Source organism: Candidatus Brocadia sinica JPN1 (genome assembly GCF_000949635.1).
Taxonomy (GTDB): Bacteria; Planctomycetota; Brocadiia; order Brocadiales; family Brocadiaceae; genus Brocadia; species Brocadia sinica.
In genome coordinates, this window is the sequence record NZ_BAFN01000001.1 from 3,802,827 (window position 1) to 3,818,390 (window position 15,564).

17 protein-coding genes and 1 pseudogene are annotated in these 15,564 nt (G+C 41.2%); 13 read left to right on the forward strand and 5 right to left on the reverse strand.

Annotated features, from left to right (window positions below; translation table 11 throughout):
- Positions 1 to 109 precede the first annotated feature (109 nt).
- The 5 genes from BROSI_RS17425 to BROSI_RS17445 all read left to right on the forward strand — a co-directional run bounded on the left by BROSI_RS17425 (position 110) and on the right by BROSI_RS17445 (position 4,865).
- Positions 110 to 1,357 carry a dihydrolipoamide acetyltransferase family protein gene (locus BROSI_RS17425; RefSeq protein ID WP_052565129.1) on the forward strand — a complete coding sequence of 416 codons (1,248 nt, stop codon included), beginning with the start codon at positions 110 to 112 and terminating at the stop codon, positions 1,355 to 1,357.
- Entirely contained in the window at positions 1,308 to 2,042 is a 735-nt protein-coding gene (lipB, locus tag BROSI_RS17430) for a lipoyl(octanoyl) transferase LipB (protein ID WP_082059297.1), read from the forward strand. The genes BROSI_RS17425 and lipB overlap by 50 nt, the downstream gene beginning before the upstream one ends.
- A 15-nt stretch (positions 2,043 to 2,057) precedes the next feature.
- Complete coding sequence (locus BROSI_RS17435; RefSeq protein WP_052565133.1) at positions 2,058 to 2,897, forward strand: protein kinase family protein; 840 nt, start codon at positions 2,058 to 2,060, stop codon at positions 2,895 to 2,897.
- Positions 2,898 to 2,978: 81 nt separating this feature from the next.
- Complete coding sequence (lipA, locus tag BROSI_RS17440) at positions 2,979 to 3,830, forward strand: lipoyl synthase (RefSeq protein ID WP_200891784.1); 852 nt, start codon at positions 2,979 to 2,981, stop codon at positions 3,828 to 3,830.
- A gap of 138 nt (positions 3,831 to 3,968) precedes the next feature.
- Positions 3,969 to 4,865, forward strand: coding sequence for a sensor domain-containing diguanylate cyclase (locus BROSI_RS17445; RefSeq protein ID WP_052565137.1), 897 nt, complete (start codon positions 3,969 to 3,971; stop codon positions 4,863 to 4,865).
- 44 nt (positions 4,866 to 4,909) lie between these two features.
- On the opposite strand, the gene BROSI_RS17450 is transcribed toward BROSI_RS17445, so the two are convergent.
- Positions 4,910 to 5,584, reverse strand: a complete 675-nt coding sequence (locus BROSI_RS17450; protein WP_052565139.1) for an NAD(P)H-hydrate epimerase — start codon at positions 5,582 to 5,584, stop codon at positions 4,910 to 4,912.
- Between the two features lie 325 nt (positions 5,585 to 5,909).
- Here BROSI_RS17450 and BROSI_RS17460 point away from each other — a divergent pair, with 325 nt between their 5' ends.
- The 5 genes from BROSI_RS17460 (at position 5,910) to BROSI_RS17480 (ending at position 9,211) form a co-directional block, all read left to right on the forward strand.
- Positions 5,910 to 6,314 carry a surface-adhesin E family protein gene (locus tag BROSI_RS17460; protein WP_052565143.1) on the forward strand — a complete coding sequence of 135 codons (405 nt, stop codon included), beginning with the start codon at positions 5,910 to 5,912 and terminating at the stop codon, positions 6,312 to 6,314.
- Positions 6,315 to 6,449: 135 nt separating this feature from the next.
- Complete coding sequence (locus tag BROSI_RS17465; RefSeq protein ID WP_052565145.1) at positions 6,450 to 6,635, forward strand: hypothetical protein; 186 nt, start codon at positions 6,450 to 6,452, stop codon at positions 6,633 to 6,635.
- Positions 6,610 to 6,846 carry a hypothetical protein gene (locus BROSI_RS17470; RefSeq protein ID WP_157842606.1) on the forward strand — a complete coding sequence of 79 codons (237 nt, stop codon included), beginning with the start codon at positions 6,610 to 6,612 and terminating at the stop codon, positions 6,844 to 6,846. Before BROSI_RS17465 ends, BROSI_RS17470 begins: the two co-directional genes overlap by 26 nt.
- A gap of 41 nt (positions 6,847 to 6,887) precedes the next feature.
- Positions 6,888 to 8,417: a histidine ammonia-lyase gene (hutH, locus tag BROSI_RS17475; protein ID WP_052565148.1), complete on the forward strand. Its 1,530-nt coding sequence runs from the start codon at positions 6,888 to 6,890 to the stop codon at positions 8,415 to 8,417.
- Positions 8,418 to 8,548: 131 nt separating this feature from the next.
- Positions 8,549 to 9,211, forward strand: coding sequence for a metallophosphoesterase (locus tag BROSI_RS17480; protein ID WP_157842607.1), 663 nt, complete (start codon positions 8,549 to 8,551; stop codon positions 9,209 to 9,211).
- Positions 9,212 to 9,276: 65 nt separating this feature from the next.
- Here BROSI_RS17480 and mqnC read toward each other — a convergent pair whose 3' ends face one another.
- Together mqnC and BROSI_RS17490 are read right to left on the reverse strand one after the other, a co-directional pair.
- Positions 9,277 to 10,353, reverse strand: coding sequence for a cyclic dehypoxanthinyl futalosine synthase (gene mqnC / locus BROSI_RS17485; RefSeq protein ID WP_052565152.1), 1,077 nt, complete (start codon positions 10,351 to 10,353; stop codon positions 9,277 to 9,279).
- A gap of 42 nt (positions 10,354 to 10,395) precedes the next feature.
- On the reverse strand, positions 10,396 to 11,190 hold the full coding sequence (locus tag BROSI_RS17490; RefSeq protein ID WP_052565154.1) for a menaquinone biosynthetic enzyme MqnA/MqnD family protein: 795 nt from the start codon (positions 11,188 to 11,190) through the stop codon (positions 10,396 to 10,398).
- A gap of 155 nt (positions 11,191 to 11,345) precedes the next feature.
- Between BROSI_RS17490 and BROSI_RS17495 the strand changes: the two genes are divergently transcribed.
- From BROSI_RS17495 to BROSI_RS20100, 3 genes and pseudogenes are all read left to right on the forward strand, one after another.
- Complete coding sequence (locus tag BROSI_RS17495; RefSeq protein ID WP_052565156.1) at positions 11,346 to 12,104, forward strand: hypothetical protein; 759 nt, start codon at positions 11,346 to 11,348, stop codon at positions 12,102 to 12,104.
- Between the two features lie 56 nt (positions 12,105 to 12,160).
- Positions 12,161 to 12,343, forward strand: a complete 183-nt coding sequence (locus BROSI_RS17500) for a hypothetical protein (protein ID WP_052565158.1) — start codon at positions 12,161 to 12,163, stop codon at positions 12,341 to 12,343.
- Positions 12,324 to 12,572, forward strand: a pseudogene (locus tag BROSI_RS20100) (hypothetical protein); the annotation flags it as partial. The gene BROSI_RS17500 and the pseudogene BROSI_RS20100, both read left to right, overlap by 20 nt.
- 15 nt (positions 12,573 to 12,587) lie before the next feature.
- On the opposite strand, the gene pyk reads toward BROSI_RS20100, so the two are convergent.
- Positions 12,588 to 14,006: a pyruvate kinase gene (gene pyk / locus BROSI_RS17505; RefSeq protein ID WP_052565160.1), complete on the reverse strand. Its 1,419-nt coding sequence runs from the start codon at positions 14,004 to 14,006 to the stop codon at positions 12,588 to 12,590.
- Positions 14,007 to 14,365: 359 nt separating this feature from the next.
- The gene (locus tag BROSI_RS17510; protein ID WP_052565162.1) at positions 14,366 to 15,529 is read right to left on the reverse strand and encodes a tyrosine-type recombinase/integrase; all 1,164 of its coding nucleotides are present in this window, start codon (positions 15,527 to 15,529) and stop codon (positions 14,366 to 14,368) included.
- Positions 15,530 to 15,564 lie beyond the last annotated feature (35 nt).

A 15,564-nucleotide genomic window follows, 5' to 3' on the forward strand; every position in this document is an offset into this window, starting at 1 on the left:
CTGTCTTATCGGTACATATTTAGTAAATAATTTTTTGCTTTATGATTTACGATTTAAAATTATGAAATTTTTGAACTTATAATTTATCCAGGTTTGGAGGCTTTAAAATATGCCTGTTAATGTGATTATGCCACAGATGGGTGAGAGTGTAGCGGAAGGGACTATTTCTAAGTGGCTTGTGCGCGAAGGTGATCGGATTGAAAAGGAACAATCCATTGTGGAAATCAGCACAGATAAAATTGACACCGAGGTGCCATCTCCTGTTACGGGTATTTTGAAAAAGATTCTCTATCCGGAGGGCAAGACACTGCCGGTACAGACAGTGATTGCTCAAATTGAAGCCGCTGAAATAAAGGAAGGTGTGAGTGCCTCTCCGGAGAAGCCGGGAGTTACTGCAAAGGTTGAAAAGGTTGAGGTCGCAAAAGAAATTGAAAAGAGTGAAGAGATAGAAAAAAGGTATTCCCCTCTGGTAAGGAGATTGGCTAAAGAATATAATGTTAATTTAGAATCGATAAAGGGTACTGGTGAAGGGGGGAGGGTTACGAAAAAGGACGTTATGGATTACGTGGCTTCAAAACCAGGTATTGTTACACCCCCGGCAGAGGCTGAAAAGAAGATTTCGGTGAGGGAAGTACTTCTCCCATTTAGTCCAAAAAGAAAAATCACCGCCGATAGGATGGTACAGAGTAAGTTGACAGCCGCCCATGTGACAACCGTATTTGAGGTTGATATGACTAAGGTTGCAAAGTATCGCGAGCGAAATCAAGATACTATGAAGAGAGAGGGTATCCACCTTACCTATCTTCCATTTATAACCCTTGCTGCTGCTCGTTCCCTCAAAGAGTATACTATAGTGAACGCCTCATGGACGGATGAAGGCATTATTCAGAAAAACTATGTTAACATCGGGATTGCAGTATCCCTTGAAGATGGACTGCTCGTCCCTGTAATAAGGGATGCGGACAAAAAAAACTTGTTGCAATTAGCCAAGGATATCCAGGATATTGCCTTGCGTGCACGTACAAAAAAATTAAAACCGGAAGAAGTTCAGGGGGGTACATTTACCATCACAAATTACGGTCTCAATGGTAGCCTATTGGGAACACCCATTATATTATTACCGCAGGTAGCGATATTGGGCATGGGAGCTGTCGTAAAAAGACCGGTTGTAATAGATGATGCAATTGCAATTCGGTACATGATGTATCTTAGCCTTTCATTTGATCATCGGGTTATGGATGGGGCCAATGCCGATATGTTTCTTTGTAAAGTAAAAGAGATTCTGGAAGGATGGGAGGTTTCAACTTATGAGGCGAAGAAGTCTTCTCCTCCAACAGGATATGGTGGAGTATGGTAAGGCCTGGGAATTTCAAAAGGCGCTGCTTGAGGCAAGAATTTCTAACAAGATAGAAGATTGCCTTGTATTGCTTCAGCATCCACCTACCTTTACCTTCGGCCGCAGATACAAAGAGGCCAACTTGATATCGAATAAGGAATATTACGTGGGGAATGGTTTTGCCGTGTACAAAACTGATCGGGGTGGGTTGGCTACTTATCATGGTCCTGGTCAGGTTGTTGGCTATCCGGTCATAAAAATGGATTCCTACACGAAGGATTATTATCAATATCTGCGGATGCTGGAAGATGTAATGATAAGGGCGTTATCTGAATTTGGTATTACTGCCAAACGAAGTGAGGGATACACAGGGGTTTGGATAAATAAGGCAAAGATCGGGTTTATAGGTGTTCGGATTGCATTGGGTTATACTATGCATGGATTTTCTCTTAATGTGAACAATGATTTATCACCTTTCAATTTTATTATTCCTTGTGGAATTCAAGGGGTGAGGATTACTTCTATTCAGGAATTAGTAAACGAGAATATAAAAATTGAAGAGGTCTGTCATAAACTTGCGAATCATTATGCGAATGTATTTCAGGTACAGATGATACCTATCCAGATGAAGGTGATGACACAGAGGATTGGGTTTACGAAAAATTTATGTGAATATATAAATGAAGGCGAAAGTGACAATTCATAAGATATCATTATTGTTATGGTTAAACTAGAAGATACAAATACAAAAAATAACCGAAATGAGATCCTTGAAGAAGGCATAAAAAAGGGTATCTTTGGCAGTATAAAAGGCAGAGAAATAGACCGTGTGGATTATGACCGATGGATGGGAGGGCCCCGCGGACCGGAAAAGATAACTTTTAAAGATGGAAGCGCCGTAATATTTAAGTGCGATATCAGGCATTACTGGATGGCAGACAATCCTGATACTGCAATCCGGGAAGCGATTGTGTATCAGATCGACAAGGTCGTAGGACTTGGATTGGTGCCTAAAACAATGGTAATTGACGATACGGTTGGCAACGTGCGATATGATGGCTCAGTTCAGGAGTGGATTAAGGATGCGAGAGATGGCTATCAGATAGAGAAATTTACGAATGAAGAGAGGAAAGATTTTGAACGACTAAAGGTCTTTGATTTCGTAATTGGGAATAGCGACAGGCACCTGGGAAATGTATTGTTCACCGGCGATGATAAGTTGCATGCTATAGATAACAATGCGTGTCTCATTATCGATAAAAATGAGGATATTTTGTCATTTTCAGATTCGGTAATAATTTTCTTTAGCAGAAATGTTATTCACGATATGCGACATATCGTGGAATTAATAGAAAGGTTTTATGCAAACAAAGATACGATATTAAATTTAATAGATAAGTACATACACGATAATACAGAACTCGCTAAAGTAATGGTGGAATCCAGAATTAATTATTTATATAACATGTTGAAAAGAGACAAACCATTTCCCCGAAAATATAGAGAGTGGAGAAAAGGGTTGGAAGAGGAAGTGCAAAATATATTGAGAAGAAAAAAATAACTCACTATTCAAATGTCAAAATCGGCATTCTTTGGTGGTGTACGTAGTAAGAATCATAAATTATAAATTATAAATTGTACTATGCGTCCAAAGTGGCTAAGGGTAAAGTTACCAGCAGGAAGAAATTACCATGAGATAAAAGGTGTTCTGCGGGAGAAACGACTTCACACTGTATGCGAGGAAGCAATATGTCCAAATATCGGAGAATGTTTTGAAAAACGAACCGCGACATTTTTAATACTTGGTGACACCTGTACCAGACAGTGTGGATTTTGTGCTGTGAAGAAGGGCAGCCCCTCTGGGGTAGATAGGGAGGAACCCCGTCGAATCGCTGAAGCTGTTAAACAGATAGAATTAAAATACATCGTAATTACCTCTGTAACAAGGGACGATCTTTCCGATGGTGGTGCATCAGCCTATGCAGAAACAATCAAATGTATTCGAGAACAAGTGAAAGATTGCAAAATAGAAGTTTTGATACCTGATTTTGGCGGGGTTTCAATAGCATTGGAAACAGTAATCAACGCCAGACCAGACGTATTAAATCACAATATAGAAACGATACCTCGCCTTTATCCACAAGTGAGACCTATGGCCAGTTATGAACGCTCCCTGGAATTATTAAAGAATGCACGCGAGAAAAATCCTTTTTTAACAACAAAATCCGGGCTTATGGTGGGTTTAGGTGAAAAATGGGATGAGATAATCAATGCCATGCATGATATAAGGAATGCAGGGTGTGATATGCTCACCATTGGTCAGTATCTGAGTCCAAAGAGAAACGCCTTACTGATCGAGCGTTATTATACCGCCGATGAATTTGAACTGTTGCAGTTAGAAGGGGAGAGATTAGGATTTCATCACATAGAATCGGGACCACTGGTTCGGAGTTCCTACCATGCAAAGATGCAATCAGATAACATTCTTGCCTGATAAAGGAATTTTGTATATCGGGTACTCATTTTTGATCTCAAATATTTTCATATTTGACCGATAATGTCATGATAAAATAAAACAAATATTTGGGGTGGTTGTTTTTTGATGTGCTGGATTTAATGGGAAATGACAACGATGAAAGAAGGTGATTTATACAGAAGTTTGTTGGATAGTCTCTCTGGTGGAATATATGTTGTCGATCAGAATAGGGTAATTACTTATGGTAATAAAGGTGCAGAAACGCTTACCGGTTATAAGAACTCCGAGATGGTGGGCAAGTGTTGTAGAGGGAATATTCTGATGTATGTGGATGAACAGGGGAGGGACGTTTGTGAGAAAGAATGCATGGCTGCAGAATCAGTCGTTGATGGACGCTCACGGAGTATGGAGGTGTATGTCCGGCATAAAGATGGCTATCGGATGCCTGTGTTAGTGCGCACGTCACCGATCAGGAATTTAAATGGACAGGTTATAGGCGCTGTTGAGGAACTTTGCGATAATTCTTCGACGGTTGAGTTTGTTCATAAGATTGAGGAACTTGAAAAGTGCGTCTTACTTGACCCTCTCACAGGACTAATGAAAAGACGTGGATTGGAAATGAACCTGCGGTCTGTTTTTAGTGTGATGCATAGACATGGTTGGTCATATGGGATTTTTTTCGTGGATATCGATGAATTTAAAAGAATAAATGATGTCTACGGCGATAACATCGGGGATAATGTACTGAAGATGGTGGCAAAGACTCTGCTGAATAGTGTGAGAGCCTCGGATATGGTAGGTCGATGGGGTGGTGAGGAGCTTATGGTAATTGCTGCCAATGTTGGTGAGGATCACCTGTATAAAATTGCAAATAAGATACGTATTTTAATAGGGCAATCAGGTTTTTCCGTTGGAGCTGAGAGCGTTCGTGTTACAGTTTCTGTCTGTGCAACCATGGTACAACCAGATGATTCTGTGGATACGTTGCTTAAAAGAATAAACCGTTTAATGGAGCACTGCAAGGTTTCTGGCAAGAATTGTGTATCGGTATAGCCGGATGAATAAATGAAACCAGAAGATATTGCGAATATTTCATTTTATGGTAACAATTCCTTGGGAATACTAATATCGGTTATGATAATCTTCCCCGTATGAACCGGTCCGTTTCCCAAATAAAAACCCCTTTTACTTGCTGCAAAGGTTACGGTTTTTGTAGCCTTCATGGCGGCACCCAGAATGTTGCCATTATTACAGTCAAGCCCTGAAGGTATATCCACAGATACAATGGGTTTATTCAGGTTATTAACACCCTCGATGAGTGTTTTAAATGGTTGCCGTACCTCTCCCGAAAGTCCTGTTCCAAACAATGCGTCGATGATGATGTCATAACTGCCCAATTCTTTTAGGACACTTGCTATTTCTGTAATACCAAGTATTTCTCTAATGGGAATTTTCATAGGCAGGAGTATTTGTAGGTTTGTGCCGGCATCTCCATCCTTTAAGATGTCCGAGATATTTGCAACGAGAAAGACATCCACGGGAACGTGATGGTTATGAAGATGTCTCGCTACGACATACCCATCGCCACCGTTATTTCCTTTTCCACATAGAATGGCTACTTTTGTCCGCTGAGGATCATCTGTCATTTTTAATACCTCCTCAGCCACATTCCTTCCGGCATTTTCCATGAGGATAAGGCCAGGAATTTTATATTCTTCAATGGCCTTTCTATCTAATTCCCTCATTTCTTCACGAGTTAATGACTCTTTCACGTCAACAAATCCTCAAGATATTAATTATTAAAATCCGATTTCAATACGAGATGTTACCAGCGACAGATATTTTCCCTAAACTTCTGTGGCAACCCTAGGTATATTAATACTGTTTACTCTATATTATGGGGGATATGTGCTACTTTATAATGTATTTTGTTCGATTCGTCTATCATAAATTTCTTTATATTTTTTGTTTGATAGATTATTATAGTATTATCTTGTAAATACTTCTTTTTTGAATCATTTGATTGTTTTTGTTTTTTGACTCGTTTTTCCACTTTGAAAGAGATGTTCATTATAGAGGAGTGAAAATATTTATCTCATGAAAATATCAATCAAGTATTTTGCCTTATCATCTCTACTGCTGGGTATTTTTTTCTTTTCTCTCACTGTTAGTGCCAAAGAGGTGAAATGGAAATATTATGCTACTGGTGAAGACCGTACAAAGCATTATTATGATCCAGAAAGTGTCGTACATATTTCTGGTAATATTGTTAGGGTATGGGAGAGAACAGTTACTTCTGAGGCATCAACTTCTCTAACGAAAGAATTAAAGACTTTTCGGGAAATGGATTGTTCCCGACGAAGGTATCGTGTTCTTGAAATGCATGTAGAGTTTAAAGATGGAAGTGAAAAGGAGCAGTCTTTTTCTAATCCTCGATGGATGGATATTACGCAAAATACGTGGTTAGATACTCTTTATGAGATTTTCTGTAAGGGAAAATAAAAATTTATAATAAGTTCGTTTGTTTATATCAGAAGTTCACCACAACCAAAACACACAAGTATGGAGCATATGAGTGGTTAGCGCTGTTTTGCCGATAAATATGCGGTCACTAATATATTGTTATTGTTTAATTTTATGCTTGATAAAGAAGGCCTCTATGCATTGGGTGTATTGCCAGAATCGGTGGAATTTCAGGAGGGATTGTCAGTGGGAGCGGTCTGGAGTGTGTACCGGATGGCAAAGGAATTAGGGATAGAGGAGGCATTGGGGAAGATTTTGAGGGGTAGCTGGCGTTGTGGCAGATATGGAGAAATACCTTGAGAAGGAGAATTGTTATCTGGGAGAGCATCCGGGGGTATCGGTAACGAAGGCGCTGGATGTGGCAAGGGAAAGGCTCAAGAAACTGAAGCTTGAGACGTGGGTACAGATAAAAGAGGAAGGTCTTAAACAATTGGCGACCATTTGTTCTGTGGAAGTGCAGGTGAAAGGACAAAAGGCACATTGTCAGAAGATATTTTCCAGATGTCAATAATTATACGAAATAAACATGGTATTTAAGAAACAGGATTTCCCATGGAATACATAGTTCTCAACGGTAATGACCTTACCTTCGATCAATTCATGAAAGGGGTGAGGAATGGGTACCAGGTAATGCTGAGCGATGCAGCCGAGGTAAGGGTGATGAAGGCGCGTGAAACTATACAGTGTGCATTAAACTCTAAACGGATTATTTATGGACTGACTACCGGTTTTGGTGCCCTGAGCGATGTGGTTATTTCAAAAGAACAAACAAAACAATTGCAAAAGAATATATTGATGAGTCATGCGGCTGGCGTGGGAAACTTTTTGGACGAAGAAACTACAAAAGCTACTCTGCTTCTCAAAATTAACGATTTTGCGAAGGGTCATGCAGGGATCAAACCAGAGACATTAAGGACGCTTGTAGAGATGTTGAATAAGGGTGTCTATCCTCTGATGCCCGAAAAAGGTTCTGTTGGCGCCAGCGGCGATTTGGCTCCTCTTGCCCACATGGCTTTGGTTTTGGTTGGGCAGGGACAGGCCCTTTTTAAAGGTAGGATTTTCAGTGGAAAGACTGCTATGGAAGAGGCGGGCATTCAGTTAGTTGATCTTGATGCAGGGGAGGGATTGGCCCTCATAAATGGAACACAGGTCATGACGGCCATAGGGGCCATCACGGTCTGTGATGCCGTGAATTTGCTTAAGGCGGCCGATATAGCTGCTGGGATGAGTTTAGAGGTCTTGCTGGCATCTAATGTTGAACTGGACAAGAAGATCCATGATGTAAGACCCCATCCTGGCCAGATTATCAGTGCGGATAATCTTCGGCGCATTATCCAAAACAGTGAGATCGTTTCGTCGCATAAGGATTGTTCTCGCGTGCAGGATGCCTATTCCATACGATGCTCTCCGCAAGTGCATGGAGCCTCTCTAAATGCCCTTCATTATGCAAGGCGGGTTCTGGAAATTGAGATGAATGCGGCGACTGATAACCCTTTGATTTTCTCGGATACAGACCAGATTATATCAGGCGGAAACTTTCACGGTCAGCCAGTGGCGCTGGCGCTGGATTTTCTTGCCATTGGCCTGTCAGAGATAGCCAATATCTCGGAGAGGCGCACCGAACGGCTGGTAAACCCTCAACTGAGCGGCTTGCCTGCATTTCTTATAAAAGACGCCGGCCTCAATTCTGGTTTTATGATAGCACAATACACGGCTGCGGCCCTCGTTTCTGAGAACAAGGTACTTGCCCATCCAGCCAGCGTTGACTCTATTCCTACGTCTGCCAACAAGGAAGACCATGTAAGCATGGGGGCAATTGCCGCGAGGAAATGTCGGGAGGTGCTGAAAAATGCCGAACAGGTGATTTCCATTGAATTGCTGTGTGCTGCCCAGGCTATGGATCTGTTTACCAATCTCAAGGCGGGTGCAGGAACTATGGAGGCATACCGTCTTATTAGAAAGCACATTTCTCACATGGAACAAGACCGCATCTTGTCCGATGATATAAATACGATGTATAAACTGATACACGAGGGCAAAATCCTGAACGCAGTGGAAAGTAAGATCGGCCCGTTAAATTAAAAAATGCAAAGGTGTATGAGAATTGAATGATGGATGATGGAATTTGAGAAAGAGGACATTCCTGCGGTTTCTCAATAATTTTAGGAACTAACTAGCTGTGAAAATTTGTGTCCGAATATAATGCGGGAGGTATGATGAAAATTATTTCTTTTGGCGACATTCATGAAGATACCAGTAATCTTGTAAAGATAAAATCTGATCTGGAAACGGCTGACTTGATTGTGGTTTCGGGAGACTTGACAAATTGTCATGGAAAGGCCGAGACGAAAAAAGTACTTGATGCTGTAAAAAAATATAACAAACATTTGCTTGTACAATATGGAAATATGGACAAGCCGGAGGTGGATGGTTATTTAGCCAAAGAAGGGATAAACCTGCATGGAAATGGCTATATGTTTGGAGATATTGGCATATTTGGCTGTGGTGGTTCAAGTCCAACACCCTTTCATACACCATCAGAAATTAGTGAGGCGGATATCGAAAGGTTCTTAACAAACGGTTATAACAAGATAAAAGATGCAAAGTGGAAGGTCATGGTCTGTCACACACCACCCAGGGATACAGCAACTGATATTGTTCGAAGTGGTATGCATGTAGGGAGTCAAACGGTCAGGGACTTTATCATAAAATATAAGCCCCATGTCTGTATATCGGGCCATATCCATGAATCGAGGGCAAAGGACAAAATCGGTGATACCGTTGTATTAAACGCAGGCATGTTCAGGGATGGGTGGTATATCGAGGTTGTTATTGATAAAGGCAACTTATCTGCGGCGCTGAAATCCGTGGCCTGAGTCAGAAGCTTGGGGATGAGACTGATGAGACGTGTGTTTATTTATGCTAATTCGTGGCCGAATAATTACGGTTCAAGTATCTTGTAGTACAAATCCCTCTGCCTTGCCCTATATCCAACATCGTTGATGAGTGATTCTATTTCCTCTTTATCCATCTGATAGCTTACCCCCGCTGCCCTAACCACATTTTCTTCTATCATTGTACTGCCCATGTCATTAGCGCCAAATTTTAATGAGAGTTGGGCGATTTTTGCCCCTTGTGTGACCCATGATGTTTGAATATTTGGGAAATTATCTAAATAGAGACGTGCAATGGCAAGGGTTCTTAAATAATCATAACTTCCGATTAATGCTGTATCCAATTGGGTATTTTTTTGCTGAAATGTCCAGGCGATAAAGGCGGTAAATCCGTCCGTTTCATCTTGGAGTTTCCGGATTTTATCCAGGTGTTCGATACGCTCCCCTATGGTTTCAACATGGCCAAACATCATAGTTGCTGTGGTTTTCATGTCAAGTTTGTGCGCCTCACGCATGACATCAAGCCACTCCTGTGCTGTACATTTATTTGGACTCAGAAGCCTGCGGCATCGCTCCACCAGAATTTCCGCACCGCCGCCAGGGATCGAATCGAGTCCTGCCGTTTTGAGCTTTTGTATGACGTTGCGGACAGGGGTATCATTTAACTTTGAAAAATGTACAATTTCCGGAGGCGAGAAGGCATGGATGTGGACATCGTATCTTGTCTTAATAGATTGCAACAGGTCTATATAGAAATCCAATTTCAATGACGGATGCAGCCCACCCTGCATAAGGATTTGCTTACCACCCAGGGCTAAGGTTTCTTCGATTTTTTTGAATAATGAATCTTTTGGGATGATATAGCCGTCGCTGTGTTCAATATCTCTATAAAAGGCACAGAATTTACAACCCGATGTGCAGATGTTGGTGTAATTAATATTCCGGTCGATGATATAAGTCCGGTAATTTTCCGGATGCTTTTTCTTACAGACTTCATCAGCCACCATCCCCAGGATGGTAATATCTTTAAGAGAGAACAGCCTTATACACGCCTCAGGAGACAATCTCTCGCTGTTAAGTGATTTTTCAAGGATATCTTTAATCTTACCGGATAGAATGGACATTGTAGTCCCCTAAATAAAAACATGTTGATATTTAAAAAATGGTCAGGAGTCATTGAAAACAATCTCTGCACCTTTGGGGACGAGTCCTGAAGACATCGCATACTGATAAAATGTTTGAAGACCCTTTATTTCTTCTTTGCCCAAATTATAACGAATGGAGTTTGTCAGATAGTTCAAACATCTCTGTTCTGTTAATTGAAGGCGATGCGATTCAGTAACAGCTAGTTTCCTCACGGACCGAATACCGGCCTCCTTTGCATTTTTTAACAGTTTGTTTATGCCCGGTATGCGACGGTCTCTTTTCACAACCCAGACGGCATAGACAAAGGGAAGCCCAGTAAATTCAAACCATGCTTGCCCCAAATCCAGGGTGACGTATTCATTGTCGATGACCTTCATGGCATTATCTCCAATGATGAGGGCTGCATCCGTATCGGTGCGGGAAATATCATATTCCTTGTTCCATTGTGTGTATTGAGGTGAAAGGTGATATTGTTCCTTCAGGATGATTCTGGTAAGTGCGCAAGAGGTTAAAGAACTTTTGTCTAAGGCAGCAACGCGTATATTGTGTATCGGGACTTTTGAAAATATCTTTACGCTCTCAACTGCCCCGCACGAAGATATAGAAATATTAGGAATGATAGCATAATCGCCGCTCCTGAAATATTCTATGGAAGGGATGATGGCCACATCGATCTGATCATTGTTCAGCATTGTGGGAAGAAGAGAGGGTACTTCAAATAATAATTCAACCGCGTTTGTTTGCTGGTTTAATCCATAAATCAATGGCTTGGCGTTCATGTAAGGGACGACACCAAGCCTGAGTTTTTTCGTCATGACACTCTAAATGCTCTTGCCTAAATCAAACTTCTTGTATAGACTATGATTTTATAAAAGTGTAAATAATTAATTTTATATGACTTTTCTTCATTCTTCAATAAAGAATTATGGTAACCTTCACGAATTGCTTTATTATTGAAAGGAATAGAGGTATGAATAATGGAAATGGATTTTATAAGACTGGTTTATTAAAAGGGTTCATTGCATGTGCACTTGTTGCGTTAATCACCTGTGGTATTACAGTACACAAGTATGTCTACGCAGAGGGACAGACAAAATATAGTAAGGATTTTTTTGACAAGGCAGAGCCAATTAAGGTGAAAGATCCCTTAGCCAGTATGCTCGGCGCAATGGAAAAAGGGGAGGTGTTTGTTTATACGTATGCCGATGCGGTGAAATTTGCGGGACACTCCTGTCCAGCCGTTGCCGGTGCCTATAAGTCTACGCAGATTGCATTAAAGGCTTTATACGGTGATGAAATACCGGTAAGGGGAAACATAAGGGTTACCTTTCAAGGAGGTATTGATCACAAGGTAAATGGTCCGATATCACAGATAGTAACTATGATAACGGGTGCCGCTACGGAGGGCGGATTTAAGGGATTTGGGCCTGTTGGAAAATATGAAAGACGTAATTTGATGACCTTTGATAAGGACCATACACCCGATCCTATAGCAACTTGTGCTATAACATTTCAAAGAATTGACAATGGAAAAAAGATAGAGGTAATGTATTGTGTTGAACATGTACCAGGCAGCGAACGCATGGATAAACTGACACCTCTTGTACTTTCTGGCAAGGCATCTGAGGATGAATCGAAGGAATTTGGTAACTTGTGGCAGGAGCGTGTCAAAACAATTCTCCTGAACCCACCCAAAGGGACATTTATCGTAAAAGAGGTCAAGGAGTAATTGCAGAAGCCTTCTGTTGAGAAATTGGAGTGAAATAATAAAGAGGGTGAATTTCTATGCCGTTTTATAACGACGATGGATCAGAGATCAATCCTGACTCAGTGCCAAAACCGAGTCTGTGTGTGTCCTATAAAAAGGATGATGATCCAAGGAAGGTGATCCTCTGTCTCTTGACCAGGGCAGACCAGCAAGATCAGGCTGAATTTAAGTGCTTTGCATATGTCCCCAGGAAAAAGTAGTGAAAATCCGATCCTCAGAACACTTATTGCAGGGTTAGCCGGAGGAGCAGTTTTAAATCTTGCTATGTTGTTAACGTTCTGTTTGATTGGATTTGGCTGGAGCGGAGGCGGAATACTCCTTGATCCGTCAGTACAACGCCAAAAGCTTATTGCGGTATGGACGCAGATTGAACCACTACCCCTCGTGGTTTCTCGTCCGGGTCCAATCATCATCGGACTCATGCTATACTGAGAAGTATCTGATTTAATACACCCTCAAGAGATTGGTAGATCCCGGTTTCCAGACGGGGACGCCACCAGTGATGGCTAATGTTTCTCCCTCGCTAATATAACCGGCCTGCTTGGCGGCTTCGATACCCTTTTTCATCATGTCATCGGTGTTTTGCATAGATTCAGTAAGTATGGGGATGACGCCCCATACCAGTGCAAGTCTTCTGTAGGTATGGGGTGACGGCGTAACGGCAAGGATGAGCTGTTTTGGCCTATATTTGGAAACAAACCGTGCGGTACCTCCTGTTTGAGTGCAGGTAATAATGGCTTTTATATGAAGGTCGTCAGCGATCTGACAGGTCGCGCTGCTTATAGCATCGGGAATTATGACAGGAGCACCAGGAGTCCGTTTTGCTTCAAAATCGGTTTTTCTCACTAATCCCGGCTCTACTTCTCTGGCAATTTTCGATAACATACGTACAGACTCGATGGGATAGCGTCCTTTGGCCGTTTCTTCTGAGAGCATGACTGCATCGCTTCCATCGAAAATGGCGTTGGCTACGTCGGTAACTTCTGCACGGGTAGGTCTGTAATTGCTGATCATGGATTCTAGCATTTGTGTGGCGGTAATGACTGGTTTGCAATGGCTGTTGGCAATGCAAATGATCTTCTTTTGAACAAGAGGGATCCTTTCCAAGGGTATTTCTACTCCTAAGTCTCCCCTGGCGACCATAATGGCGTCTGCGGTTTTTATAATTTCCTCAAGATGATTGAGTGCTTCATGTTTCTCAATCTTGGCGATGACAGGTATATCTTTATTTTTCTCATGGATAAGTTCCTTAAGTTGTGAGATATCGTCCACGTTTTTAACAAAAGACAGTGCTACATAATCCACATCGTGCTCAATTCCAAAGTCGAGGTCTTTCTTGTCTTTTTCTGTAAGGGAAGGTATCGGTAGGCTTCTTGTTGGTATGTTGATTCCCTTTCTGGCACTCAATATGCCTCCAACAATAACCTGACAAAGAATATTAGTTTTATCTTTATGAACGACCTTTAATTCAATCTCTCCATCACAAAGTAAGATAGTATCTCCGGCAAAAACATGATCGGGTAAAAGCGGGTAGCTAACAGATGCTATCCGTTCATTTCCTTCCAAAACCTTATTTGTAAGTGTAAACAAGTCATTGGTTTTTACTGTAATGGATTCTTTATAGAACGTTCCTGTCCTGATTTTTGGGCCTGATAAATCCTGGATAATTGCAACTGGTCTTTTTAACTGTGTAGAAATGAGACGTATATTTTTAATATTATCTTCATGGTCTGATAATGCGCCATGAGAAAAATTTAACCTCGCAACATTCATGCCTGCATGTATCAGTTCCTCAATCATGGATGGGGAATTACAAGCGGGTCCAATAGTGCAAACAATCTTTGTCTTGGAGAGAGTATTCATTATTTAAGTTGTATTTCTAAGGTTTTCTTTTTAACAGTACTCTTTTAGTTTTTCAGTCTTTTCGTAGAAAATTTTTCTGACAGTGCTTAATTTTATGTCGTATCTATATTGTCCCTGAGTATAGAAACATATCAAAATTGGTAAAAATATACAAGAATCAAATTGTCTTGGATACTTCGAAATTATCGATAGAGTTTGGGAAGGCGAAAAAAAAGATAAAACACGCTAATACTTGGTTAAAAAAACCGAATTCAAAAACTTAATTTTATTGACATCATAAAATGGATAATTTCTTAAATAACCGGTAGTAAATGACATACACAAATTAACCTTGCCTCGTGTCGTACCTTCTCTGAACCTTACGCTTGCGCCGCCAAAGGTAAAACGGCCTTTTCACCCATGCCTAAAACATGGTCTGTTAGTGCCTGTACCGCTCTTTTCTTGCTATCAAGACCGGTATGTGAATATCGTTGCAACATACCCAAACTTGAATGCCCTGTCATACCTTGCACCACAACGGCGCCAACTCCAAGTTCACTTTGTAGTAAACTGCTAAAGGTATGTCTCAGGCCGTGAAACGTAAAATCACGGATGCCAATTGACTGAAACAGCAAACTAAATCTGTGGCTATGTGCATTTGCAATACGCTTTGTGACCTCCCTGGTCTCAAATAGCCAGTCTTCCTGGCATCTTTCTTTGTACCGTAGCAACTCGCCAATCAAATAAGCTGAAATCGGTATTGTTAATGCCTTTCCTGTCTTGCTCTGAACAAACGCTATTAGTCCTTTGGTAAAGTCAATATCCGTCCATTTTAAGCGTAATACCTCGTTTATCCTCATGCCTGTAAAGAGTCCCACCAGCACCATGAGACGATCTTTGCCTTGCAGTTTATCAAGCAATAAGCCTATTCCCTCGGAAGATAACACCCGCTCATGTTTTTTTGGTATTTTCAACTTCTTAACCTCGCTGCATGGGTTCCTATCGATAACACCCGCTTTTATGGCCGTGTTAAACAGATGGGAAAATACAGTAATATTATCGTTTATACTGCCATCCGATACTTTATCTTTTTCCCTTCTATCAACCCGGAATTTCTCAATGATAAATGGAGTAATCTTATCAAGCCGATAATCGCCCAGATGTTTTACCAAAATATTTATGTTTGCTCTTTTTGTATCCTGTGTACTTTCTTTAGCCCCTCTATATAATTCAAGGTATGTCTTGGAGTATTCCCCCAGAGTAGGAATGACTTTCTTCTTTGGCAGATTCAGCTTGCCCCGCTCACGGTCACCAATAAACATAGCCAGCCTTCTTTCTGCATCCGCCCTGCTTCGTATATCTTTAAAGGTAAGGCTTTGCCATTTCTTTGTATCGTCAAAAAATTCAATTGCCCAATGACCGCAAACCCGGTATTGACCATTGAGTTTATTAAGCGGCCTATCCCCAGGACAATGCTTTCCCTGTCTACCGTTACAAGGAATAGGCTTGCATTGTGGGAAATATTTACGAAATCGAACAGCCATGTTTCACCGTCCTTTCAAATAAAAAAGGCAGTAGA

Bases quoted from the DNA above. Each gene is read 5' to 3' on its own strand.
- BROSI_RS17500 (WP_052565158.1), top strand. From the start codon at position 12,161: ATGCCGTTTTATAACGACGATGGATCAGAGATCAATCCTGACTCAGTG.
- BROSI_RS17490 (WP_052565154.1), bottom strand. From the start codon at position 11,190: ATGACGAAAAAACTCAGGCTTGGTGTCGTCCCTTACATGAACGCCAAG.
- BROSI_RS17465 (WP_052565145.1), top strand. From the start codon at position 6,450: ATGCTTGATAAAGAAGGCCTCTATGCATTGGGTGTATTGCCAGAATCG.
- BROSI_RS17510 (WP_052565162.1), bottom strand. From the start codon at position 15,529: ATGGCTGTTCGATTTCGTAAATATTTCCCACAATGCAAGCCTATTCCT.
- BROSI_RS17480 (WP_157842607.1), top strand. From the start codon at position 8,549: ATGATGAAAATTATTTCTTTTGGCGACATTCATGAAGATACCAGTAAT.
- mqnC (WP_052565152.1), bottom strand. From the start codon at position 10,353: ATGTCCATTCTATCCGGTAAGATTAAAGATATCCTTGAAAAATCACTT.
- lipA (WP_200891784.1), top strand. From the start codon at position 2,979: ATGCGTCCAAAGTGGCTAAGGGTAAAGTTACCAGCAGGAAGAAATTAC.
- BROSI_RS17495 (WP_052565156.1), top strand. From the start codon at position 11,346: ATGAATAATGGAAATGGATTTTATAAGACTGGTTTATTAAAAGGGTTC.
- BROSI_RS17445 (WP_052565137.1), top strand. From the start codon at position 3,969: ATGAAAGAAGGTGATTTATACAGAAGTTTGTTGGATAGTCTCTCTGGT.
- BROSI_RS17425 (WP_052565129.1), top strand. From the start codon at position 110: ATGCCTGTTAATGTGATTATGCCACAGATGGGTGAGAGTGTAGCGGAA.
- pyk (WP_052565160.1), bottom strand. From the start codon at position 14,006: ATGAATACTCTCTCCAAGACAAAGATTGTTTGCACTATTGGACCCGCT.
- lipB (WP_082059297.1), top strand. From the start codon at position 1,308: ATGAGGCGAAGAAGTCTTCTCCTCCAACAGGATATGGTGGAGTATGGT.
- BROSI_RS17435 (WP_052565133.1), top strand. From the start codon at position 2,058: ATGGTTAAACTAGAAGATACAAATACAAAAAATAACCGAAATGAGATC.
- BROSI_RS17460 (WP_052565143.1), top strand. From the start codon at position 5,910: ATGAAAATATCAATCAAGTATTTTGCCTTATCATCTCTACTGCTGGGT.
- hutH (WP_052565148.1), top strand. From the start codon at position 6,888: ATGGAATACATAGTTCTCAACGGTAATGACCTTACCTTCGATCAATTC.